28 protein-coding genes are annotated in these 24774 nt (G+C 39.0%); 27 read left to right on the plus strand and 1 reads right to left on the minus strand.

Annotated elements, in window-relative coordinates; all coding sequences use genetic code 11:
• The first annotated feature begins 67 nt into the window (after window positions 1-67).
• From ACSLUK_RS02240 to ACSLUK_RS02340, 21 genes are all read left to right on the plus strand, one after another.
• Window positions 68-766: a glycosyltransferase family 2 protein gene (locus tag ACSLUK_RS02240; RefSeq protein ID WP_448546869.1), complete on the plus strand. Its 699-nt coding sequence runs from the start codon at window positions 68-70 to the stop codon at window positions 764-766.
• A 3-nt stretch (window positions 767-769) separates the two neighbouring features.
• Window positions 770-1153: a DUF2304 domain-containing protein gene (locus ACSLUK_RS02245; protein ID WP_448546870.1), complete on the plus strand. Its 384-nt coding sequence runs from the start codon at window positions 770-772 to the stop codon at window positions 1151-1153.
• A gap of 75 nt (window positions 1154-1228) precedes the next feature.
• Window positions 1229-1672, plus strand: coding sequence for a prepilin-type N-terminal cleavage/methylation domain-containing protein (locus tag ACSLUK_RS02250; protein WP_448546871.1), 444 nt, complete (start codon window positions 1229-1231; stop codon window positions 1670-1672).
• A gap of 7 nt (window positions 1673-1679) precedes the next feature.
• Window positions 1680-2159, plus strand: a complete 480-nt coding sequence (locus ACSLUK_RS02255) for a PulJ/GspJ family protein (RefSeq protein ID WP_448546872.1) — start codon at window positions 1680-1682, stop codon at window positions 2157-2159.
• Complete coding sequence (locus tag ACSLUK_RS02260; RefSeq protein ID WP_448546873.1) at window positions 2138-2845, plus strand: PulJ/GspJ family protein; 708 nt, start codon at window positions 2138-2140, stop codon at window positions 2843-2845. Before ACSLUK_RS02255 ends, ACSLUK_RS02260 begins: the two co-directional genes overlap by 22 nt.
• 1 nt (window position 2846) lies before the next feature.
• Window positions 2847-3749, plus strand: coding sequence for a hypothetical protein (locus ACSLUK_RS02265; protein WP_448546874.1), 903 nt, complete (start codon window positions 2847-2849; stop codon window positions 3747-3749).
• A 30-nt stretch (window positions 3750-3779) separates the two neighbouring features.
• Window positions 3780-4910, plus strand: a complete 1131-nt coding sequence (locus ACSLUK_RS02270) for a hypothetical protein (RefSeq protein WP_448546875.1) — start codon at window positions 3780-3782, stop codon at window positions 4908-4910.
• A gap of 9 nt (window positions 4911-4919) precedes the next feature.
• On the plus strand, window positions 4920-5495 hold the full coding sequence (locus ACSLUK_RS02275) for a hypothetical protein (RefSeq protein WP_448546876.1): 576 nt from the start codon (window positions 4920-4922) through the stop codon (window positions 5493-5495).
• Window positions 5495-6049 (plus strand): hypothetical protein, encoded by a 555-nt coding sequence (locus tag ACSLUK_RS02280; protein WP_448546877.1) that lies wholly within the window; start codon window positions 5495-5497, stop codon window positions 6047-6049. The genes ACSLUK_RS02275 and ACSLUK_RS02280 overlap by 1 nt, the downstream gene beginning before the upstream one ends.
• A gap of 71 nt (window positions 6050-6120) precedes the next feature.
• A complete protein-coding gene (locus ACSLUK_RS02285; protein ID WP_448546878.1) occupies window positions 6121-8181 on the plus strand; it encodes a secretin GspD/PilQ domain-containing protein in 2061 nt (686 codons plus the stop codon).
• A 363-nt stretch (window positions 8182-8544) separates the two neighbouring features.
• Window positions 8545-9990 (plus strand): Slr4 family S-layer protein, encoded by a 1446-nt coding sequence (locus tag ACSLUK_RS02290; protein ID WP_448546879.1) that lies wholly within the window; start codon window positions 8545-8547, stop codon window positions 9988-9990.
• Between the two features lie 153 nt (window positions 9991-10143).
• Window positions 10144-11073: a hypothetical protein gene (locus ACSLUK_RS02295; RefSeq protein WP_448546880.1), complete on the plus strand. Its 930-nt coding sequence runs from the start codon at window positions 10144-10146 to the stop codon at window positions 11071-11073.
• Entirely contained in the window at window positions 11042-11707 is a 666-nt protein-coding gene (locus tag ACSLUK_RS02300; protein ID WP_448546881.1) for a sulfotransferase family 2 domain-containing protein, read from the plus strand. The genes ACSLUK_RS02295 and ACSLUK_RS02300 overlap by 32 nt, the downstream gene beginning before the upstream one ends.
• Window positions 11708-11715: 8 nt before the next feature.
• Entirely contained in the window at window positions 11716-12741 is a 1026-nt protein-coding gene (locus tag ACSLUK_RS02305) for a sulfotransferase family protein (protein ID WP_448546882.1), read from the plus strand.
• Window positions 12731-14017 carry a lipopolysaccharide biosynthesis protein gene (locus tag ACSLUK_RS02310; RefSeq protein ID WP_448546883.1) on the plus strand — a complete coding sequence of 429 codons (1287 nt, stop codon included), beginning with the start codon at window positions 12731-12733 and terminating at the stop codon, window positions 14015-14017. Before ACSLUK_RS02305 ends, ACSLUK_RS02310 begins: the two co-directional genes overlap by 11 nt.
• Window positions 14014-14697, plus strand: a complete 684-nt coding sequence (locus tag ACSLUK_RS02315; RefSeq protein ID WP_448546884.1) for a sulfotransferase family protein — start codon at window positions 14014-14016, stop codon at window positions 14695-14697. The genes ACSLUK_RS02310 and ACSLUK_RS02315 overlap by 4 nt, the downstream gene beginning before the upstream one ends.
• 72 nt (window positions 14698-14769) lie before the next feature.
• Complete coding sequence (locus ACSLUK_RS02320; RefSeq protein WP_448546885.1) at window positions 14770-16605, plus strand: tetratricopeptide repeat protein; 1836 nt, start codon at window positions 14770-14772, stop codon at window positions 16603-16605.
• 197 nt (window positions 16606-16802) lie between these two features.
• A complete protein-coding gene (pssD, locus tag ACSLUK_RS02325; protein WP_448546910.1) occupies window positions 16803-17228 on the plus strand; it encodes a PssD/Cps14F family polysaccharide biosynthesis glycosyltransferase in 426 nt (141 codons plus the stop codon).
• On the plus strand, window positions 17225-18391 hold the full coding sequence (gene pssE / locus ACSLUK_RS02330; protein ID WP_448546886.1) for a PssE/Cps14G family polysaccharide biosynthesis glycosyltransferase: 1167 nt from the start codon (window positions 17225-17227) through the stop codon (window positions 18389-18391). Before pssD ends, pssE begins: the two co-directional genes overlap by 4 nt.
• Window positions 18392-18509: 118 nt before the next feature.
• A complete protein-coding gene (locus tag ACSLUK_RS02335; RefSeq protein WP_448546887.1) occupies window positions 18510-19352 on the plus strand; it encodes a glycosyltransferase in 843 nt (280 codons plus the stop codon).
• A 48-nt stretch (window positions 19353-19400) separates the two neighbouring features.
• A complete protein-coding gene (locus ACSLUK_RS02340) occupies window positions 19401-20282 on the plus strand; it encodes a glycosyltransferase family 2 protein (RefSeq protein ID WP_448546888.1) in 882 nt (293 codons plus the stop codon).
• 10 nt (window positions 20283-20292) lie between these two features.
• Here the strand turns inward: ACSLUK_RS02340 and ACSLUK_RS02345 are convergent, their stop codons facing one another.
• Entirely contained in the window at window positions 20293-20601 is a 309-nt protein-coding gene (locus ACSLUK_RS02345; protein ID WP_448546889.1) for a DUF6170 family protein, read from the minus strand.
• A gap of 158 nt (window positions 20602-20759) precedes the next feature.
• On the opposite strand from ACSLUK_RS02345, the gene ribH reads away from it, so the two are divergent.
• The 6 genes from ribH to ACSLUK_RS02375 all read left to right on the plus strand — a co-directional run.
• Window positions 20760-21224 (plus strand): 6,7-dimethyl-8-ribityllumazine synthase, encoded by a 465-nt coding sequence (ribH, locus tag ACSLUK_RS02350; RefSeq protein ID WP_448546890.1) that lies wholly within the window; start codon window positions 20760-20762, stop codon window positions 21222-21224.
• A gap of 14 nt (window positions 21225-21238) precedes the next feature.
• Window positions 21239-21655: a transcription antitermination factor NusB gene (gene nusB, locus ACSLUK_RS02355; RefSeq protein ID WP_448546891.1), complete on the plus strand. Its 417-nt coding sequence runs from the start codon at window positions 21239-21241 to the stop codon at window positions 21653-21655.
• A gap of 125 nt (window positions 21656-21780) precedes the next feature.
• Window positions 21781-22737, plus strand: coding sequence for a thiamine-phosphate kinase (gene thiL, locus ACSLUK_RS02360; RefSeq protein WP_448546892.1), 957 nt, complete (start codon window positions 21781-21783; stop codon window positions 22735-22737).
• A gap of 12 nt (window positions 22738-22749) precedes the next feature.
• Window positions 22750-23208 carry a phosphatidylglycerophosphatase A family protein gene (locus ACSLUK_RS02365; RefSeq protein ID WP_448546893.1) on the plus strand — a complete coding sequence of 153 codons (459 nt, stop codon included), beginning with the start codon at window positions 22750-22752 and terminating at the stop codon, window positions 23206-23208.
• 56 nt (window positions 23209-23264) lie between these two features.
• Entirely contained in the window at window positions 23265-24431 is a 1167-nt protein-coding gene (locus ACSLUK_RS02370; protein WP_448546894.1) for a nucleotide sugar dehydrogenase, read from the plus strand.
• Between the two features lie 119 nt (window positions 24432-24550).
• Window positions 24551-24774, plus strand: a 224-nt coding sequence (locus ACSLUK_RS02375; RefSeq protein WP_448546895.1) for a transposase, incomplete at its 3' end; no start/stop codon positions are given.

Below are 24774 nucleotides of genomic sequence, written 5' to 3' on the forward strand. Positions count from 1 at the left end.
AAACAGTACTCGCAGTTTCGTGCTAACCCTTTTATAATCTTGTTTTATTTTTTTGAGTAAAGCTTTAATGACTATTTGCGTTGTGATCCCGGCCATGAACGAAGCGTTAACCATCAAGCGAGTGGTTACTTCTGTGGTTGATTGCGGCTATAGCGTTGTAGTTGTTAATGATGCAAGTAGCGATGACACCGCAATTCTGGCTGAAGAAGCTGGTGCGACAGTATTGTCCAATGTTGTTAACCTAGGAGCTTGGAAATCTACTCAGGCTGGACTAAGGTATGCGGCTAAATTAGGATTTAAAACAGTTGTCACCATGGATGCCGATGGGCAGCATCATGCCCAAGACATAAAACTTCTGCTAAAAAAACAGGCTAAAGGTGCTGACGTTGTTATTGGGCAGTGTACTAGTCGAGGCAGTATGGGCAGGCACATTGCGTGGCGTTTTTTTCGGTTGATCAATCGGCTTGAAGTAAGTGATATTACATCTGGGTTTAGATTATACAATAACAAAGCGTTAAATTGTTTGATATCTCGGCAAGCGAGCATGTTTGAGTATCAATGTGTTGGCGTGCTTATTATGATGCGTAATGTTGGCTTGACGATTGACGAAGCACCGGTGACTATGAACGAAAGACTCTCAGGCGCATCTCGCATATTTCATTCGTGGACTGCAGTTGGTTACTATTTGTTGTATAGTGGCTTAATGTCGACAACGAAAGCATTTCCTACAAAAAAAGACCGTTATATAAAAAGATTACAGGATTAAACCTTGAATAACCCTCAAATTGTATCTTCTATCATTGGTATAATCATTGCCTTTGTCATTTATTGGTTGGTAAGAAGAGATCACCTCGCACCGCGTCAGGCGTTACGGTGGATTTTGGTTGCTGCAATAGTCTTAGTGTTAGGGACATTTCCCGTAATTGTAGATTGGATAGGCCATGCCGCAGGTATAAATTATCCACCAATTATTCCATTAATTGTAGGCCTTGGTGCTGCGCTGATTAAAATTTTATTGATGGATATAGAACGAAATAGAATGAATATTACACAAGATCGCATTGTCCAAAAATTGGCGATCCTTGAGGCTGAGATCTCAGCATTGAAATCCGAAAAGCAGCCTCATCAAGAAAAGCTCAGAAATGTTTACTAACAGGATTAGTATTGAACAACTGTACCGCAATGATTAATCTAACAACGTTTGTTTAACTATCGTTTGATGCTAATAATGAATTTTCCTAAAGGATTTACTCTTATCGAATTAATGATCGTGATGGCCATTGTTTCGTTACTCATGGGGTTAGTTGGTCCGCTTGCCATTTCTAGTGTAGAGAAGGCAAGAACTAAAGAAGAGTTATTGTCCGTTAAACATTGGTTATCGCGAATTTCCGCTGAAGCTTATTATAGTGGTCAAGAAAAATGTTTGATATTTCAAGGGAAAGAAGTTTTGGTTACGCGCTGTAAGGAAGGTGAGTCGTCAGCTAAGTCAATTACGTTTGAGTATTTATTTTTCCAGCCGCAAACTTTGCAATTCAATACTAACGGTTTTGCCTTTCCTAATGAATTGATTGCAGATTACCGAGGGAAAAGTGCAACATATCTACTTGATAGATTGCTTGAGAATAAAGTAACACCAGATACGCCTGTTATTATCTTTAATGGACAGGAATAATCGATAAATGGGCATCTACACAACAGAAAATATCGAACGTTCGATTAAAAGGCGTTACTCATATGAGCAAGGGTTTACGTTAATCGAAGTATTAGTTGCTGCCGTTATTTTGTTTGCTGCCATAACGACTGTTTCTCTTATTTATCGCGGTGCCTTTACCAGTAGTGAGAAAGCAGAATCACATGTCGCCATATCAGGGAGCATTCCAGCAATAATGGCACAAATAAAAGTTGATATTCGAAAAGCCGCTATGCAAAGCGTAACAGAGAGTCAATATGAAGGGCAGAGTTGGAATGTTAACTATCATTGGAAAGCCACTGTAAAAGAAGAAAGAGATGCAATCGATAGGCTAGATGCAGACAGTGGAGAATATGAGAAGTCGCATTATCGCTTTCAACTATGGGAAGTATCACTAGAAGTGACACATAAATCTACTGTTGAACATTATACTTTTGAGCAGTTAGCATGGTCGCCAAACGAAAAATAAATAGTAGAAAATTCAAAAATACAGATGGTTTCACATTAATTGAATTAATGATCGCCATCACGATATTGTCCATGCTGCTTTTTATCGGTAGTTATACTTATCGAATACTCTCTGAGCGCTGGAATAAAGAGCTTGGCACATTTAATCAAACGATGGTCGAAAGTAAGAAAATTGCTTTGTTGCAAAGGTTGCTAGAGGGGATTCAAACATTTGTCGTTGTTGACCGAAATAAGCAACCAAGCTTTTTTTTTGTAGGGAATGAGAAAAGTTTATTAGCAGTATCTCGTTCGGGCTATCACGACAAACGTTTTTCTGAAATATTCAGGATTGAGCCCCAACAAACAGCGGATGGTAAGGTAACTCTATACCTTCAAACTAAGGCAACTTCAGAGATTTTATTGCTAAGTCCTGAACAAGAAATCGAATTTGACTATTCGGAACCCCTATTTACAGGGTTGGATAAGGTATCTTTTCGTTATTACGGCTGGGAAAATATTTTGGCGCGCTCCGAAACTGATAAAAAACGCCCTCAATGGTTTACTAGGTATTCTGGTGTAGAACGCCGCTATATGCCTGTTAAATTGAGCCTTCTATTAGAACGTGGTAGGCAAAAAGCAACGATAAATATTGATCTTGAAGATGATGTAGGCCACTGGTTATCACCTTATATGGAAGTGGATTATTAGAATGGAATACAGATATTGCACAAAGCCTAAGCAATCTGGCATCGCACTTATCCAAGTGATCTTAATTACTTCAGTATTGACAGCGCTTGCAATTTATTTAACCACTACGGCACGTCAACAAGTACGCATGGCTCAACTTGCTCAAGATAAGTCAGCAGCCTATGTTAATGTAGAGTCAGCACTGGCAAGAACTACCTATTTAATGCTAACTGAGTTAAACACTACCGAAGCAAACAATCTATCAAGAAATTATTCGGGGTGGAATTACCATGGCAGTCCATTCAACATAACCAACGAAACACAAATTGAAATTCAAGACCAAGCAGGTCTAATTCACGCGCACTTCCCTGATAAGTCGCTATTAAACAAGCTCTTTGTCAACGACGGTGTTTCACTATCAGATGCTAAAACAGTCACCGACAACTTGTTAGCGTGGCAAGTTACTGATAGTATCGTTCGCGATGGTATTTTTGGCACAAATGGCAGTGCTTTCGGTCAGTATTCTCGACAAGGGGCTGTGCCTGATACTTCTGATTTCTCTCATGTAACAGGCGTTACTCAACAAATACTAACTTTGTTAACTAAATATACGAGTGTGCATCGAAAAGGGAGCTTCAACCCAATGAATTCTCCCAAGCCAATATTGAGTGCATTAATGGGGAAGACTGCTGCTGATATTGTAACAAAGCAGCGTGAGGAAGGCGCCTTGAATCGTCGTCGATTTAGAAGCCTATCTGGCCTCACTGAATCAGACGATATGTTTTTAGCTACATCTAACTATATGTCGCTAAGTATTACAAGTAGCGTAGGTGACTCTTACGCATCGCGAACTGTAGTTATGTATTTAAGGCCTCACGCAACTAGCCTACAACAGCCGATAAATATACTCTCTAACAGAAGTTAATATTGAATTAAAACTGAGAATTCGAATTATATGTTAAGTGTTAAAGCTTTATATAAAAAATTATGTCAACTTAGTATAAGTTACTACGACGGCAAGCATTGGAGGTTTGGTGTTAACGGTGACAAAGTGACGCTCGAAGAGATCGACCAACCAGCGTCAGTTGTTATTGTTTCTCGTGAGTTTTACCAAGAAACTGTACAGCGCTATCCGGTTGACGATTTAAAAGAAATTAACCGAATTCTAGCGCTTGAATTAAACTCACCTGATAAGGTAGGAAAAATCGCATATAAAGGCGAAGGCTATTCATTGGTTAATCTATGGCAGTTCCACGGAGATTGCATAAATGCAAGAGTTTTAGTGCCTGTTTCCTGGTTATTGTCAACTGGACTCTCTAACGGTAAGGTTCAGTCATGGGAATGTAACAAAAGGCTATTTCTTGCCAAATCAAATGGCGCATGTTACTCAACGTTAGAGTCAGCGTTAATTAAAAATGCAAGTGTATTTGCGTTATCTGTCGGTATTTCTGAAGCGGGTATTGAGCCAGTTAAAGCGCAAAATGATTTTGCCAAAGTCATGTTGACACAATTTAGTCAGCTATCCCCCCAAGCATTATTGAGATTTGTTCGTAAGCCTAACGAAAACGAGAAAAAATCTTGGGTTCTTAAAGTGGGGTTACCTGTTGCTCTCATTTATATTAGCTATCTTGCAATGACAAGTGGTTATCTACTATGGAAAGAAGATGTATTGAATGAAAAGTTGGTACAGCATTCTGAGCAAGTCAATGATGCGCTTACCATTCAAAATGAAATCGATGAAAACTTAGCGAAATATCAAAATATAGAAAGCTTTTTAGAAAATAAATCGTTGAACTCGACCATATGGATTATTGTTAGGCCGTTATTTGAAAAAGTGACATTTAGCAACATTAGAACCGTCAATGGTAGAGTTGCTTTGCGCGGCACAACTGCCCATGCAACGTTATTGCTAGAAGAATTAAGTAAGCATCGATTGGTGGAAGACGCAAAATTTGATTTCCCTACCCGCAAAAGGAAAGATATGGAGATTTTTGTCATTAGTTTTGTGATGAAAGATGACGTTGAAATTGCAACTGACTTCGGCCAAAACGACGAGTTGGCTACAACTGATACTGATAATAAATAGAGGCAAACAATGGAAGATTTAAAGAAACATCCCTATTTATTATTGTGCTTAGTTGTAATCGCTATCATAAAGTTTGCCATTGTACCTATATATGACTGGCAAGCACAAAAATTGAATAAAATTGCGTTATTAGAAAAGCGGTTTTCTAAGATTGAAAATGTGCTTGAAAATAAAGAAAATGCCATCGAGCTATTGCAAAAACTTCAAAAGAATAAATCAATAGAAACGTCGCTATTTTTTAAATATGCTCCAGGTGCTCAATTTAAAATTGAGCAACAAAAGCGACTTGAATCAGTATTAGGCGAATTAAACTTGCAGGCTGATAACTTTGCTTGGCAGACTATTGAACACATTGATGCGTTGGATGCCGATATGTACAGCGCAGAATTAAGGTTTTCAGGAAAAGTGACCAATGCAATTAAACTGATGATCGCGTTAGAAGCTATCTCGCCTTACCATCAAATATCTGATTTTAATTATGGCATTAAACGGCAGAGGAAAAACGATTTAGGCAGAGTCACTGGTAAAATAACGTTAAATTTTTTAGTTGCCAGTGCAGTCACCGCTAATGGAGAGTCTTCATAATGTTGGTTGATAATAAGCGCTTTTTATCAAGTAAGTTAGTACAAACGTCGATTGTTATTTCATGTGCGGCGATCTTAATGGATATTCCTACTTATCAAATTAATGCTGCTAATAGTTCACAAGAGACGCAAGTCAAAGGTATTCCTCAGCTAAAATCACCGCTGCTTTCGTCTAATAAGAAAGATGAGATAAATAAGCTATACCATGATTATTTTGTTAAACCTAAAAAGGTCAACACTAAGCCGATTGTACCCAAAAAAGGCAAACCAACAAGACCTAAGTTCGTTCGTCCGGTTAATCAAAATGGCATGCAGGATAAGCTATTTACGCAACACCATCAGTTGACATTAAAAGCAATTATTAATAATGAAGGAAGTCCCTACGCTTTGATTGCTGAGTACGATGAGAAAACTAAACAAACAAAGCTATTAAAAATAAACAGCAATACAGAATTGCATGGCTACTCTGTTAAGTTAACTAGCCAGATTCAAGTGGACTTTCACAGTCTTGATAGTGAACGAGTGGTGAGTTTTCAGTTATATAAGAAAGGCTAATGAATCGCTTTTAGCTCCTAATTAATTACAAAAGAGCCTTTTGAAGGTTTGATAGACATTTGAGAAGAATAATGAATCGTCAGAAAATATTTGCGCTAAACTTTGCCGTGATCGCTATGCTAACTAGCTGTAGTTCTACGGTTACTGAACCTGTGGTACATAAAAAGTCTTACTTGGCACACAAAAATGTGGAAGTAAGTTTTGATGGTGTAAAAGTCAACCAGCAAGGTATTTCAGAACAAGGCAATGAGCTTTTAGGTGGAATAGAAAATGTGCCAGCACTTAATGTAGACGGTCAGGACATAAAACAAGACGAAGACTTATCTGTCCTGTTTAGTAATTCAAAGATGGTTGCGGTGAGTGCTGAAGAATTGTTGTTAAAAGATTATATTCACCATGTTTTTGGGGAGTTACTGCAGGTTAATTATATACTTGGTCAAGGGATTCAAGCTGATAAGACGCCGGTGAGCATCAATGTTCATAAACCTGTGTCACAAAAAAGACTGTATGCTTTGAGTGAAAAAGTACTTGAAGAACGCCAATATGTCATCAAGTTTCAGGATGGCATTTACTATATCCATAAGAGTCAAAGTGGCGAGGCTATTGGCAACGTTATGTACGGTTATGGTAATAAGCAAAGTGATGTGCCCAACACATCTGCGAACATTGTACAATTAGTGCCATTTACTTTCGGTATGCAAACGTCTCTGGCAAATACCTTAAAAAAGGTGGTTAATGTTACTGCCACTCCAGACTTTGATCGCAATGCTATTATCCTTCAAGGCAAAAGAAAGGATATTCTTAAGGCACTCGACTTTATTCAATTAATGGATCAACCAAAGCTGAAAAATCGCGTAATTGCCATTTATCAAGGGCAGTACGTTTCTACTGAAGAAATAATTAAGTCACTACCGCCTTTATTAGCGCAGGAAGGAATCAGCGTTGATGTATCTGGCCAAGCGGACAAAGCGATATCTTTAGTCCCATTGGAGCGAATTGGTAGCATCGTACTATTTGCTAATAATCAAGCGATTATCGATCGGGTTGTTTTCTGGGCTAATAAATTGGATCAACCACCAACTGGTGATGCCTCACAGTACTTTATCTATACACCAAAATTTGCTAGGGCCACAGATTTGGGACAGAGTATTCAGCCATTAATTGGGGGAGTCAGCTCAGCTGTTAAGCCTGTTTCTACTAGAACGTCTGCTACTAATGAAAGTAGACGTACTACGCCAACGAACAGTGCAACAAACAGTGCTGCAACTACTTCTGCCTTTACCTCAGATATGAGAATGGTGGTTGATGAAAGAGCCAATGCCATCATCTTTTTCACCACTGGTAATAATTACCAGCATTTACTTCCACTAATTAAACGACTAGACGTAATGCCCAAACAAGTGCTACTTGAGGTGATGATTGCCGAAGTTAAGTTAACAGATAATTACAAGAGTGGTATAGAATTGTTGTTAACTAATCAAGGGCTTGCAAAAGTTGGTGGTTTTACGTTAAGCAATGCTGGGAGTGGTTTAAGCTATGTATTATCGGGAACTCAAGGAAAAGTTGATATCACCTTGCAACAAAATAATGAAAATATCAATATTCTATCACGTCCCTCGTTATTGGTGAGAGACGGAGTGAGTGCGAGTATTACTGTAGGTGATGATATTCCAACAGTAGGTGAAATTGTTTCACAGAATGATAGTGACAGACAATCGGTTGTATACCGTAAAACTGGCGTTGATTTAAAAGTTAAACCAACAATCAATGCTCGTGGAGTTGTTATTATGGAAATTTCGCAACAGACCAGCGATCAAAGTGGTGGGAGTAGTGCCGTACAGGGAAACCCAATTATATTCGAGCGTTCGATTGTGACAGAAGTTGTAGCAGGTAATGGCCAAACTATAGTACTTGGCGGGTTGATTAGCGAGAAAAACACCTTAGGCGATACCAGTGTACCTTTTTTCTCGAGTATTCCTGTTGTAGGTGCGCTGTTCGATTCAGTCAATGAAGAAAAAATAAAGACAGAGCTCGTGGTTTTACTAACGCCGCGTATCATTGAATCAACCGATGAGTGGGACGATATAAAAGCCAAATTTGCCGCAGGTTTAACCCAATTAAAGCTAAATTAACGAATTTTAACTATTAATGTGAAAAAAAACATAGTTTTAAACTTGTAATAGTTCCCATTATTGGTTAACGTTTATCGCGAATTAAGTTGGAGTTGAGTAATTAGTACTCTGAATGATAGATTGGGTATACAATTTTAAGTCAAAAATAAAATATGGTGGAATAATTTTCGTATTGTCATATATTTATTGTTGACAGTTTTTATAGTTACTGCGTAAACTTAGTTCCTGTTAGAAGTCGCTTAGGCGACGGCCTAAGCGTTAATAACCTAAGTGTTAATAACCTAAGCGTTGATTTAACATAAAACAAAATCTTGGGTGTTATGAATTTAATACTTCAAGTTTCATGAAACAAAGGAAAAAAGAATGTTTAAAAAATCTTTAGTGGCTTTAGCTATTGCTTCGGTATCTGCTACTACATTGGCAGCTGCAGATATTAAAACCAATACAACTCCACGTGTAATCTCAGAAGAAGGTTCAGCTTCATTAACTAATGTACAAGCTAATCAAGTACAAGTTGTACTTGGTGCTGAGTATGCTGTTGGTGATATTTTGACGTTTACTTTTGCAGGTGCAAGCTTAGATACAACTGCAAGTACGTTACCTGCTTCAGTTAACCCTGTGCTAGCTGATACAAATGACACTATGACTTTAGGTCTTTTGAATGCGACTTCAACAACACTTACATATCGTGTTACTGAATTGACATTTGATGGTCTAGCAGCTGAAACTACTGTAGGTGCAGCATTAACATTCGCTGACGGCGACTTGCAATTTACAGCAGCTTCTGTTTTAGCAAGTGGTGCGGCTACAGTAACGTTTGATGCAAAAACTTCAACAGATATCGTGATTGATTCAGGTACGAAGTCTACTGCTGAAATTTTTGATGTGGCGAGCCAGTTCTCTGCTTCTGTTACAACTGGTATGGATGCAGTAATCGATGTTAACGATCAGCGTTTATCATTCACAGGTGTGTTAAATAACGACACTTCTGATAACGTTACTACAGATGACGTAGTGTTGACTTCTGTTAATACAACTACTCGTGCATCTGATTCGACTGCTTACGACTATGTAGCAACTGCAACTGCGTACACTTACACTATCTACGGTGATTTCTCAATCTTAGATACAGACGCTGATACAGCAGGTGTTCAAACATCTAACGTAACAGTAGCTCCTGGCACAGCAAGTCTTACTTCAGTAGCGGCAGACAAAATCGTAGTAAGCAACACTGCGGTAGGTGCTACAACAGTGACTGTTGACGTTGAAGGTGATACTTCTGGTGAAGCTTTTGATGCGTTAGCAACTCAGTCTTTCACAGCTGATGCAAGTGTAGCGTACACTGACCATGGTACTAACGTTGATCCTGCAACTGTTACTGCTGCTGTAGCTGGTACTAAGCAGTTAGCTAGCGGTGCAAATGCTGGTGCTTGGACACTTAATGGTGCTAACGTAACAGTGCCTTACATGCCATTTGGTCCTGACACAAAAGTAATTTTACGTGCAACTAACACTGGTTCACAAACTGGTGCTATGACTGTTCGTTACTTACTTGAAGGTAGCACTGACGGCTGGCAAACACTTGATGTAGCTGTTGCTGACATCGCTCCAGGCGTAACTAACATCCGTGACGTAGTAATGAACGCTATCATGGCTGATGCTGGTGTTGAAAAAGGTAAAGTAGCAATTGACTTAACAGTTAACGCTCCTTCTACTGACATCACAGTATACGCAGCGTTCCGTGTTGTTTCTGAAAACGACCGTGGCTTCGTAGGTACATTCGGTGCTTTAGGTGCTGCACAAGACTAATTACTAGTTTTAGTGAATTAGACAAAGCGAGCTTCGGCTCGCTTTTCTTTTTTATGAAACACTAGTTATTTACTATCAGCTATTAATGCTTAAGTCATGCTATTAGATTCCTTAAAATCGAAGTTGAAAAAAATTGCTGTAGTCAAGCGGTTGTTGAGTTATAAAAAATTACGGGATGAATGCAGGCGTCAAACGCAGCAATTTTCACAATTGGTTGAGCTTCAGTATCAATCGCAAATACAGGCAATAAAAAATCGCCATACAGAGCGAGTTACGCGCAACGATAAACGTCCTGTAGATATTTCATTGACTAGTTTTGGCGATAGAGTTGAAACGGTTCATTACACGATTGCTTCGCTCTTGGCCCAGGAGGTTGAACATAACTTACCATTTAGACTTGGTACCGTAACACTTTGGCTGGCCGAAGAAGAGTACAGAGATAAGCTCTTACCCGCTGAGCTACAAACATTAACAGTGCTAGGTTTATCTATTCAATATTGCCCGGATACAAAGTCTTATAAAAAGCTTCTACCGATGTTGTCATATAATGCTGATGCAATGGTAATGACAGTAGATGACGATGTTATTTATCCATGTGATCATCTTAATCGACTGCTAACTAAGCACTTAGAGTTTCCTTCGTCTGTTGTTTGTCATTATGCGCGGTATATTAACGTTAAAAAAGGGGTTGTAAGGCCTTATAATGAGTGGCCAACCTTTCATCAACTGATATCTAGTCGCGAAAAGGTGGATAAGTCAGCTAAACGCTTATTTCCTGTAGGTGTAGGCGGGATCTTGTATCCGGCTAATGTACTTCATAAAGATGTGCTCAACGAAAACTTATACCGACAATTATGCCCAAACACTGATGATATCTGGTTTAAGATACAAGCACTAAGAAATGGTGTTGGCACAGTTTTGGTAGATAAACCTACGCCTTATGAACATTTTGTTCAAATACCAAATAGTCAGGCAAGTGCGCTTTGGCATACAAATAAACAAAGAAATGATGTTGAATTAGCCAACGTGCTTAATTATTACCGTAAAAAAAATGAAAATATTGTTGAGCAAATTTTGTCGTAAACTTGGCTTAGTAGGATATCCTTACAAACCATTTACGCATCGTTATAAATGTATCTTTATACACATTCCAAAGTCAGCTGGCACTAGTGTGCTGCATACGCTTGGTGATACCGGGGCGAGGTGGCATGTCAGTTGGCTTCATTTTCGTCGAGCAGCGCCGGACAAGTTTAATAAGTATTTCCGTTTCTCTATCGTCAGGCACCCGGTGAGTCGATTGTACTCAGCTTATCAATACATGTTGTCTGGTGGTAATCAATCAGTAAATGATAAGCTACTTCAAGAAAAAATTATTACTAATAGCACAACATTTGATGAGTTTGTGAAACATGTTTTAACTTTTGAGACTGTGATGGATTACGAGGTTTTCAAACCGCAATATGGTTTTATTTTTGATAAAACTGGCAAGTGTCAGGTTAACGAGGTGATTCGATTCGAAAATTTAGCGTTAGAATGGCAGCGCATTGCGAATAAGCATAATTTTCCAATTGACTTAGCAAGAAAAAATATTACTTCACCACATAGCGATAACAATGCATGTGAGAAGACTATATTAAAGCAACTATCAAGTGAATCCATTGATAGAATACGTATTTATTACCAGCGTGATTTTGATTTACTCAATTACACTATTTAACCAAATTTATGTTAACTGAATTTAGTCCCAGAGAGTTTGATTTGACCAAGTGGCAGCTAGAAGGTAATAGGGAAGCTCCCGATTTTATCATTTGTGGAGCGATGAAGTCAGGTACAAGTAGCATACACAAAATGCTAAACCTGCACCCACAGGTATTTATACCCGATCAAGAATTGCATTACTTCGACCTTGATAATATTTTACAGCATCCTGATTTTAATAAGTTTTCTAGAAATCAGTGGTGTGCCGTTGCGCATGGACAAAATTTTGAGCGCTATAAGTCTTGGTATTTGCAACAATTTAACAATGCAGGTCCCGGCCAACTCAAAGGGGAAGATTCTACGACATATCTTGCCTCACATAACGCATTTAGTAGGATTAGTCGGCAGGCGAAAAATATCAAGTTGGTTGTTGTCTTGCGCAATCCGACGGTCAGAGCGATATCTAACTACTGGCATTTACTACGTTCAGGACGCGCTATTTACAATATCGAAGATACATTAATGTACATGCCACATAGCATTGTAGAGCGTAGTTTATACTGTCAACAAATCAAACTAATGTTAGAGTTCATTCCCAAGGAGCGAATTAAGTTTGTCGTATTTGAAAAGTTTCTAGCAGACAAAGAAAGCGTACTCGCGGAAATTTGTGAATTTCTCTCAATAGATGCAACAAAGCTTCCCGACGACACGTATGCCGTTCATGCGAACAAATCTTTTTACCCGAAGTTTATGAGGCTGCAACTACTTAAAAATAGATTACTTAAGAGACAGCCAAGCGAGCCGTACTTGTCTAGGTATCTTGAACAGTCGGAAGAGCATGCTGTTAGTGGTAATTTTAAGCTTGGTAAGCTCATTGAGAAGCTTCATAGAATGGTGAACCCGTTAGTTACGAAAAAACCGGTCACTATAAATGCTAATACTATAAAGTTTCTCGAGGATTATTTTTCAGCTGAATTGATTGGCATAGACGAATTAATTGGCCAGCAGGTTTATGATATGTGGTTCCCGAATTCAACAAAGAATGAAAACTAGGATACCTGAAGCACTAGCCAAGAAAGGCTTTTGGCTATTATTAATGAAGCTCGCCGCAACTATGTTGTCGCTGGCTTTTCATTACGTTGTTGTCGCAACACTCAGCGTAGAAGAGTTTGGTCTTTTTACGTTATTGTTGACTATTACGCTTTTTTCCGTGACATTTTCAAAGGCTGGAATCGAACAAACCGCAGTAAAATATATAGCATCTCGTAAGTACGCAATAAAGCAAACTTACGACGTGCTTCTGCGGAGAATGAGTAGAAATTGTTTTTGGGTTATTGGCGTTGTAGTTATACTTATGATACTTAACGTTTTCAACCTCCCCTCAAGTTTAAATATTACATCTTATCTCGTTGTTATATCCTTGATAATTATCGCGCAGTCCTTATTAGGTTTTAACAGTAGTGTACTAAAAGGGTTCTCGTCTGCGGTTACTTCGAATTTCTTTTCGGGGATGTGCACGTTTATCATTGCAATGATAATCCTATTCACAACAACAATTACTTCAGCATTCGAAGCTCTGCTGGTATTAGTATTTGCATACATAGTTAGCACAACGCTTAGTTTTTTGGTAGTACGTTTCAAGTTTTCTAAGGACAGTGACAATGTTCAAAGGGAACTATCATTGGTGGGCAAAAGCGAGCTGTCTACCTATAGCTATCAAGTGTTAGTTATTTCCGTGGCTGCGTTAGTGACTCAACAAATTAGCCCGATTATAATGGCGCAATCTTTGACCTTAACTGATATTGGGATATTTGGCTTTGCTTTTAAAATTGCGGTAGTCATGGGTATTCCTCTCCAAGTCGTTAATACCATCACCTCGCCGATGTATGCCCGATATGCAGAACTAGATGATTATCAGCAGCTCGTATCATTGGCTAAAAGTACGACTAAATTATTGTTTTTGATTGCTTCGATTGGGCTAATCGCTTTGTGGATTTCAGCTAAATATATCGTTTCATTTTTTAACGAAGGATACGCAGAAGCTGCCTGGATAGTGAAAATTCTGGCACTTGGGCAATGGGCGAACCTATCAACAGGATCTGTAGTTTCTATTTTGTTGATGACAGGGCATGAAAAATTATTCAAGCGCAATACGCTCATTTTGACCTCAATAAACTTGTTATGTTTGCTAGTATTTATTCCAATATATGGCATTTACGCGGCGGCTATCATTACCGCTATTTTTATGGCATTGAAGAATTTATTCGCGCTTTATTTTGTTAATAAACACGTCTACTCGATCCCAATTAAGACAGGAGAGATTGCGTGATATCAAGTAAGCATAATTGTGTGTTTATTCACATACCTAAAACCGCAGGTCAAAGCATTGAACGTGTGTTTCTTGATGAACTGGGTTTGTCGTGGGAAGAACGCGAACAGCTATTGTTATGTCAAAACACTGATCCTAGAATGGGCCCACCTCGACTTGCTCATTTAACCTACCAAGAATATTGCCAATATGGTTATTTGAGTAGTGACAAGTTAGCAACGATGTTTTCATTTGCTTTTGTTCGGAACCCTTGGGCTCGTTTGGTATCTGAGTATAAATATCGACACGCAAAGTTGCCTTTTAAAGACTTTGTTTTTAAGTACTTTCCTATGATTGAAAACGATGATTATATTAAAGGTCGGGATGAGTATCGTCACATCATTCCACAAAGTGAATTTATTGTTGATTCAACCGGAAAAGTGATGGTTGACTTTGTCGGGAAATTTGAAAGGTTACCGCAAGACTTTGCTTTTGTAAGTGAAAAGGTTTTTGGTAAAAGCGTTGATTTGCCGCATCAAAACAAATCAAAAATACGAAAACGCGACGTAATTTTCAGTTTGTTTAAGCAAACGTCTGAACAGAAACATTATACTGAACTGTACGATGAAGAGACGAAAGAGTGGGTAAGTAATTTCTACCAACAAGATATCAAGTTTTTTGATTATTCATTTGAAGAATAAGCAAATCATTCAGTTGTTTAGATTAATGAAATTTGTCGATTAGGGCAGCCGCATACCGTAAGCATTGCTTAAATGAAAAATGTTCGTAAAAATCGATTACCGTCGACTTTTTCGAAACATTCTGGCACACTTGGACGCCTAATTCAGGACGAACATGGTTTATTTTCTTTCATGCTTACCAAGCAATCTCATTTAATTTTCTTAGTACCTATTCTCTTCATAACGGTCGTAATTTATGCAAATACTTTGGATGTGCCATTGCTGTTTGATGATATCTCTTCGATAGAACAAGTTACTGCTATTTATGAAGCGGGCACTAAAGAACTCATTGAACGATTTAGATTAAGAACCCTGACTTATCTTACCTTTAAGGCCAATTATTTAATTCATGGACTCGATGTGAAAGGGTACCACATAGTCAATATTATTATTCATATGTTGGCCGTTGTAAGTGTCTACTGCTTTACGCTCCTTTTATGCAATATGTCCCGCCAGAATTGTGGTCGTCAAAATCAGTTTATAGCGCTAGCAACTGCGATGCTATTTGCCATCCACCCGTTGCAGACTCAGGCTGTTACCTATATCGTGCAACGTACAGCGGCACTTGCCGGGTTATTTTATTTTCTTACGTTAAGTGCGTATCTGGCTTTTAGAATATCAAATAGCTACAAATGGCGAATTGGCTATTTGGTTGGATTCTTTGTAGCTCTGGCGTGTGCGTTGCTAACGAAACAAAATACCTATACGTTACCTCTCACGTTGTTATTGCTTGAATTCGTCGTTGTATTTAACTACAAAGCGTATTCCGCTTTAGCCTATAATCGATTTTGGCTATTTATGGGAGTCGCAGGGTTAGGTACGCTGGTCATCTATTTAGTTACACCAGAATTTGTTGCATTTTTAGATGCCTATACTCGAGAAACGCAAAAATTTAGTCGGTTGGCATATCTGGAAACGCAACTATATGTGGTATTTGACTACGTAAAATTATTTTTTATACCTGTAGGGCAACAGGTTGAATATATTGTAAAAGTAGAAGATGGCGATTTCACCAATAGTGTATTTTACGTTTTAGGGTATTTGCTAGTTTTGATTGGGGGCGTTGTTGTATGTAAAAGGCGACCGTTAATCGGGTTTGCTGTTTTATTTTTCTTTATCGTCCATTCGATTGAGTCTGGTTTCATACCCATTTCCGATTTAGCTTTTGAGCATCGTACTTATATACCAAACTGGACGCTTTGCTTGTTCGTGGCTTTGCTGTTGGCGAATATTACAACTCAGCAAAAAACTGTGGCGGCAACTGTTTGTGTCGTGTTAGTGGTTACATTGGCAGTGCTCACTTTTTTACGTAATGAGCAGTGGCGTGATCCTGAGCTTTTATATACAGCTGATTTGGCAGCTAATCATGATAAGCCTCGAATTCACCAAATGCTAGGAAAGCACTATATGCAAGCAGGGCAATTAGAGCTTGCCCTTGAAAGCTTCGCTAATGCATACCAATTAGTAGGTAGCCCTGATGAAGCGGATAACCAAGCATTTAAATATAAGTTTGCGATATTCAACAACTATGTGGCAACGATGAGGCGTTTAGGGAAATTCGAACAAGCCATTGTGTTAATTAATGAAACCATACCTAGGATTAAACAAAAGAAATATTTGGCTCATATTTATTCAAATTTAGGCTTTTTATACATTGATACTAAGCAATATGACAAGTGTGAAGAGGCGTTGTTTATGGCGCATGCAATTAATTCTCAAATGGTGGAGCCGCTGATAGGCCTGGGCACGTGCTTTGCCTTAAGAGGTGAAAAGTGGGTAGCAAAAGGGTTGTTTGAAAGAGCAAGGTTAATTGAGCCAGATTCAGAGCGTATCGCAACATTAGCTAAGCAGCTTGGCATAAAATATTAGTGGGGGGGCTGTTTTTGTAATTGATGTGCATCCAAGGTTCAAATTAATGCTTGAAGTATATCGTTTAGCTATTCTTTCAGATAAAATATGCAACTTATCTGCAGAAAAACGGTGATGTAACGCTCAGAATGTTCAAATTTGGAAATCGCCCAGAAATTATCCTCCTAGTGTATGGAAAAGGAGGACATACAGCCCAAATGCAACGATTCTTGTCGAAACAAACAGAGTCTGACTATCATTATGTGGCTTTGACAAATTCAGAAAAAAACTTCCCGCAAATAATGCAAAAATACTTTTGTATTGAAGCGCGCGATAAGTATTCCTGGTTCAAAAACATATTTGTAACTTTTGCCTATATTTTTGTATCTATCTTTCAAATGTGTCGGCTTGTAGCGAAGTATAAGATTAGGGGCGTTATTTCAACAGGGCCAGGTCTTGCCATTATTCCTTGTATAATTTGTCGTTTAACAGGCGCAAAAGTGATTTATTTTGAGTCATGGTCGCGGTTCTATAAGCCTTCTATTGCAGGGCGATTAGTCTATCGATTAGCACATCTATTTTTTGTTCAACATAAGACAATATGCGATAAATATCCTAAGAGCATATACAGCGGCCGGCTATGAAAATATTTGTTACTGTGGGGAATACCCATTACGACACGTTAATAAAAGCTGTCGATGAACAAGTTAATGTGCAAGAGCATCAAGTTGTTTTGCAAATCGCAAATGGAACCTATGTGCCAAAAAATCACGAGCATATTAGATTTACGCAAGAAATAGATAAGTATTTTGACGAAGCTGAACTTGTTATTACCCATGCGGGCGCAGGCAGTGTGTTCCATTTATTAGAGCTAAACAAGAAAATGATTGTGGTGCCGAATACCGAACGCATCGATAACCATCAGTTAGATTTAGCTAACTATGTTGCGACGGAAGATATTGGCGGCGTTTGTACTGATTTAGGTGATATTCGTCTAAAAATTGATGAAGTTGGCGCTAAAGCATTTAAGCCATATTCTCACGAGCCATTTATTGGTTATGACAAGATAGATCAATTGCTTAAGCCTGCTGAAGCCATTAGTGAGGTTGCTGGCATCCCTATTGAACCATTTGCCTCAATAAGCGATGCAGTCTCGCATGTTATAAGGGATGATGGAACTGTACTGGCAGGAAGTGCCATCGCAACGAATCCTGAAAAAATTGTATCAGCGATTAAAAGTGATAGCGTTCGCGCTACACTGATGAAAGCAACTTTTAGATACGCTGATGGCATTGGGGTAGTTGTTACATTAAGCCGAAAACTAAAAAAGCGTATTCAACGTATTCCAGGTTGTGAGCTATGGGAAGCACTGATGGAAAAGTGCGGGCAAACCAAAACGCCAGTTTTTCTGGTGGGGGCAAGTGCCCAAGTATTACAAGAGACGCAAGTTAAACTTAACGAACAGTATGATGTCGAAATTTGTGGTGCGCATGATGGTTACTTTCAGGATCAGCAAGCCGTGATTAACGATATTGTTAAAGCAAAGCCAAAAGTAGTAACGGTTGCCTTGGGCTCTCCAAAGCAAGAGTACTTTATTGCAAACTGTCAAGAAGCTCATCCTGACGCTTTTTATATGGGCGTTGGTGGTACGTATGACGTTTATACCGACAATGTTAAAAGAGCGCCTAAGTTTTTCAGAAAACTCAATTTAGAATGGTTTTATCGACTAGCCGCTCAGCCTACACGGTTGAAGCGTCAAGTTAATTTATTGAACTACTTATTTTTGGAGTTTTTTAGAAAAATATAATTGTACCTTTGAGCAGTCGTGTTCCGTGTTGTACTTAGTTATTCTTTATTAACATTCTCAAGAGACAGCGATTGCATGATTTGCTCAGAGTTGTATTGCAATAATATAAGGATTTTTGATGCTTAGCATCGTTATACCCGCACATAACGAAGAAGCCGGAGTCAGTAAGACATTAGATTGCTTTTTGCGAGATAATGCGTTGACTAATGCTGATGTGTTTGTTGTCTGTAATGGTTGTACAGACAATACTGCGCTTTACGCGAATGAATTCATTCGTTTGCATCGCGATAAACTTGCAACTCGCAGTGTTTCGCTGAACGTTATTGAAATTGAAAAAGCTTCTAAAATAGCGGCACTGAATGAAGGGCTAAGCCTCGTTGAGAAGTATCCCGTTATATTGCTCGATGCCGATATTCTTATTACTGGGCATGATTTAATCGCTTTATCATCATCTCTAGTGGAGAAAGAGTTGCTTGCCGCAGCACCAAAAGTGATGTTTGATTGGCAAAAAAGTAGCTTTTTGGCACAGTGTTATTATCGGATCTCTAGCAGTTCTGATTATAACAAAGCGCATCGTTTATCGAATGTGATTGCACTTTCTGAAAATGGCGTAAAGAGGTTATGCCAACTACCTGAAGTAATAGCAGATGACGAATACATTCGCCGACAGTTTAATTACAAAGAATATCAAATTTGCCAAGACATTTCGTTTGTATTTACCTGCCCACGAAACATCATTAACGTGATTAATGTGCTTACGCGCGTTGAGCGAGGCAACATGCAGCTTAGCGACTTAGGTCACGTCGATGGAACGGGGGCTACACTTGCGGGACCTAAAAAAAGACCTTTCCATGCGTTTGTTGTGTTTGCTGTCTGCAAAATCATTGCAAAGTTAAGAGCAAAGAGGCAGTTGCGCAGTGGGCAAGTAATACAGTGGGAAAGAGATGAGTCAAATCGCTAAATGTACGGATAGAATACCTGTTAATAACACAATGAGAAGAATAAATACGTGTCAGTGAACGAACCTTATTTACCATTAGTCAGTGTTTATATGCCGACCAAGAATAGACTCGAGCTGCTTAAGAGGGCCATTGATTCTGTATTTGCTCAATCATACCCAAACATTGACTTACACATTGTCGATGACGGTTCAACAGATGGTACGTATGCGTATTTGTTAGATTTGGCCAATGAAAATTCTAACGTGCATGTATACCGAAACGAACAAAGCTTAGGGGCATGTGCTTCTCGAAATATCGCTATTAAGAGTGCTAAAGGTGAGTTTGTTACTGGATTAGATGATGACGATTTGTTCTTACCGCATCGCATAAGTTCACTCGTAGAAGCATATGATGATCAATTCGCTTTTTGTTGCTCTAGTATGTGGTGGGATTATGGCAAGAAACAACGTCTAATCGATGCTTCAGAAAAGGTCATTAAACTAGATGAACAGTTAAGTTATAACGAAGCGACATCACAAGTATTGGTAAAAAGACAACGAGTATTAGATGTTGGGGGCTTTGACGAATCATTCGTCGCTTGCCAAGATTATGACTTATGGACGCGTTTAATGCTTTCATATGGGTGTAGCTATCGCATTGCTAACCCTAGTTATATTATCAACGACACAGGAAGCTCAGAACGTATGATAGGGAATCCCAAAAGCGTTCAGGGTTACCAGCAATTTTATGAAAAACACCATAAGCACATGTCAAAGGCTAATAAAGCAAACCAACGATTTATGAAAATTAGGCGGGAGAGAAAGGCGTTAACACTAAGTGAGTTAATTCGCCAAATGTCTGCTGGCCATGTGTCTGCGAAACTTCGTTACTTTCTCTCATCAAATATTGGCTGGGTTAGAAAACTTCGTCAATTTTATACCAAAGGATGAGAAATAATTATTATTGGCTGGACTCGTGACAGTGTTTGGAAACCGCTTCTTCAATATATTTAGATAAAAACTTGAGGTTCAGTGGCCTTAAAATCGCGATATAGATAGCTAAAACTACAACTAATGCAACGATAAAACCTAGCCAATTATGCGTTGCTAGCATCCAAAATAATGGAATAATTAGTACGAGTTTAAACAGATTCAGTATAAGTTTTTCCGGTACGGTAAGTTGAGCCTGTGCTATGACAATGATTTGCTGGCGCTCTTTAAATGTAAACTTATCTAAGGCTTCAAATTGCTTCGATGAAAAATGACTCATAATGTTTGCTTGTTGGTTAATACTAAATGCTCAATTGCGTTAGTTTACCTTTATGTATTGTTAATTGCATTAAAGCTTAAGAAATTGATAAAGAGATACCCCAACTCTAACTTTTTTGATAAAATCGCCGGAATTTTGATTAATAGGTACTTTTTAGAATGAACATAATTGAAGGTAATTTTGTTGCTACAGGCAAAAAATTCGCAATCGTCGTTTCTCGCTTTAATAGCTTTATTGTGGAAAGTTTGCTTGAAGGCGCTGTTGATGGGTTAAAGCGTCACGGTAACGTAGCTGATGAAGACATCACTGTGATTCGCGCGCCAGGTGCTTATGAATTACCATTAGTAGCTAAGAAAGCTGCTAAGAAGGGAAATTATGATGCAATTATTGCTATTGGTGCTGTTATTCGCGGTGGTACACCGCATTTTGACTTTGTAGCAGGGGAGTGTAACAAAGGTTTAGCACAAGTTGCTCTTGATGCAGAAATTCCAGTTTCCTTCGGTGTAATCACGACAGACTCTATTGAGCAAGCGATTGAGCGCGCCGGTACCAAAGCTGGTAACAAAGGTGCAGAAGCTGCACTAGGTGCCTTAGAAATGGTTAATGTTTTAGATCAAATTTAGTTTGGAAAAATACTGTGAAACCCTCTCCTAGAAGAAAAGCTCGTGAATTAGCCGTTCAAGCGGTTTATTCGTGGCAAATTAGCGATAATAGTGTGGCTGATGTTGAAACGCATTTCCTTACTGAAAATGCAAAACGTCGGTTTGACATAGACTATTTTCAGGCGTTGTTTAAAGGCGTTGCTAATAATGTTGCAGATATTGACGCAGCTATCGAACCACATGTTGAACGTCCGCTTCAAGACGTCGACCATGTTGAAAAAGCGGTAATTCGTGTCGCAATTTATGAGCTAAAAGATTGCCCTGATGTACCATATCGAGTGGTTATCAATGAAGCAATTGAGTTGGCAAAATCATTTGGTGCCGATGATAGTCACAAATTCGTCAACGGTGTACTAGACAAGGCGGTTAAACTAATTCGTCCTGAGGAATAGTACGTATACCGCAAAGGACTTGAGTGATCGTGAATTAATGGTAAAACGCCTACTATAATTGAATTTGAACGAAATAATAGTCATGCTACGCCATGACTATTTTTTTCTAAGAAAATGATAGGATTATGAAAGAATTCGAATTAATAAAGCGTTACTTTACTGAGCAAATAGTGAAGAGAAAGGACGTTCTTCTTGGGATTGGCGATGATTGCGCGATTCTAAGACCACCAGAAAACTATAATATTGCTGTAACTACAGACACTTTAGTTGCAGGTGTACATTTTCCGCAAGGCACGAGCCCTCGTGCTATTGGTCACAAAGCCCTCGCGGTAAACTTATCTGATTTAGCCGCTATGGGTGCAGAACCGACTTGGGTTTCGTTAGCAATAACTTTACCTAATGTGGACGAATTCTGGATTAATGAGTTTTGCGCAGGGGTCTTTGAGTTGTGCGAATTTTATAATGTACAACTGATTGGTGGTGATACTACCCAAGGGCCACTTAGTATAACCATTACTGCACAAGGTATCGTGCCTGCAGACATGCAATTGACACGTTCTACTGCCAAACCAGGCGACTGGATATATGTGACTGGCGAAATTGGTGACGCGGCACTTGCGCTGAAAGCGATCACAGATGGCCTAGAGGTTGAATCTGTTTTCCAAAATCAGATTCAGCAGCGCTTAGACTGCCCTAAACCTCGTGTGCTTGCCGGACAAACGCTTAGAAAATATGCCAGTGCAGCGATTGATATTTCTGATGGACTATTAGCCGACCTAAAACATATTTGCGATGCATCAAATGTCGGTGCCAACATCGTATTAGAAGATCTACCATTATCTAACGCTTTAGTTGAAACATTAGGCATGGAAAAGGCGATTGAACTCGCTATCGTCGGTGGTGATGATTATGAGTTGCTATTTACCGTTTCTGAAGACAATAAAGTTGGCATGGAGACCGCCATTGCGAATATTGGTGTAGATGTTACCTGTATTGGTCAGTTGAATGGAACTGATAAGATCACTACAACATTAAATAGCAAGCCTGTTAATATTAATGCGGCTGGCTATCAACATTTCTAAATCGGTACTTACGTGATTAGACCTTTTTCACTCAAAAACCCTATTGAATTCTTGGCTGTGGGGTTTGGTTCCGGCTTGTCACCTGTAGCCCCTGGCACGTTTGGTACATTAGCAGCCATTCCTGTTGTTCTTGCGATGGCTAATTTGACCTTACCCTTATATATTGCACTTACAGTGATTTTCGCAGTTGCTGGCATTTATATTTGTGGTAAAGCCGCGACTAATGTCGGCGTTCATGATCATGGTGCAATCGTTTGGGACGAAATTGTGGGCTATATGGTCGCGATGGTTGCTATTCCGATAAGTTGGCATAGTTTGTTAATCGCATTTATCTTGTTCCGGCTATTCGATATTGTTAAGCCTTGGCCAATATCCTGGCTCGATAAGCATTGCAGCGATGGCTTTGGTATCATGATTGATGATGTCGTTGCAGGATTGGCTGCGCTAGCTCTAATGCACCTTATTTATTAAACTGTCACAATATAAATATAAGATGATGGTATGAAGACTTATATTAGGGAATTCAAATGAAAATAGCGGTCGTCGGTACGGGGTATGTCGGTCTGTCAAACGCGTTATTGCTAGCACAGAACAACACTGTCGTCGCACTTGATATAGAGCAAGATCGTGTCGATCTTATTAATCAGGGCAACTCTCCCATTGTCGATGAAGAAATAACATCATTCTTGCAGAATAAATCGTTGAAATTTATTGCGACGACAAATAAGCATGATGCTTATCAGGATGCACAGTTTGTTATTATTGCTACGCCTACTGATTATGATCCTGACACCAACTATTTTAATACTGATACAGTTGAAAGTGTTATCCAAGATGTTTATGAATATAACGCATCTGCAACCATTATCATTAAATCAACCGTCCCGGTAGGTTTTACTGATAAAATAAGAAAACACTATCGTTCTTGTAATATCATATTTTCACCTGAATTCTTAAGAGAAGGGAAAGCGCTTCACGACAATCTGTACCCATCAAGAATTATTGTGGGTGAAGACTCGCCTCAAGGTCGATTGTTTGCTGAATTAATGTTGCAGGGCGCGAAAAAAGAAAATATCCCAACACTATTTACTAACTCAACCGAAGCAGAAGCAATTAAGCTCTTTTCAAATACGTACCTAGCGATGCGTGTAGCTTATTTTAATGAGCTGGATAGTTATGCTGAGTCACATGGGTTAGATACACGTCAAATTATCGAAGGTGTTGGTTTAGACCCTAGAATTGGCAATCATTACAATAACCCTTCGTTTGGTTATGGCGGATATTGTCTGCCAAAAGACACCAAGCAATTACTCGCAAATTACCAAGATGTACCGAACAATATGATCAGGGCAATTGTTGACGCTAACAATACGCGTAAAGATTATGTCGCTGATTCAATTCTGAAAAAGTCACCAGAGGTAGTTGGTGTTTATCGGCTCATTATGAAATCTGGTTCGGATAACTTTAGAGCATCGGCTATTCAAGGTGTGATGAAGCGTATTAAAGCGAAAGGAATCGAAGTTATTGTTTATGAACCGGAGCTTGACGAGAAAGAGTTTTTTCATTCGCGAGTAATAACAAATTTAGATGAGTTTAAAGCGTTATCTGATGTAATCGTATCTAACAGAATGTGTGATGCATTGGCAGATGTGAGTGAGAAGGTGTATACACGCGACTTGTTTGGTAATGATTAAAAGCCGCTAAGCGCGTAAAAAAAAAACAGCGCAAAGCGCTGTCAGACTGATGACAAAGTCCTAGACAGTAGTCTAGGACTTTGATCTAATAAAAACATGGAAATTCACAATAATGAACCATGTTAAGAGAGCCATCCCCGCAACAACACGAACTGGAAATGGTTACGTTAGACCAGTTAGTTCCAACCAATCATCTGGTTCGCAAACTCGATAAACATATTGATTTCGAATTCATCCGAGATGAAGTCAAGGACTTGTACTGTACGGATAATGGCCGCCCGCCAGTTGACCCTGTTCAGCTATTTAAAATCATGCTGCTAGGCTATTTATTTGGTATTAAAAG

It is taken from the genome of Thalassotalea fusca (assembly GCF_053485835.1).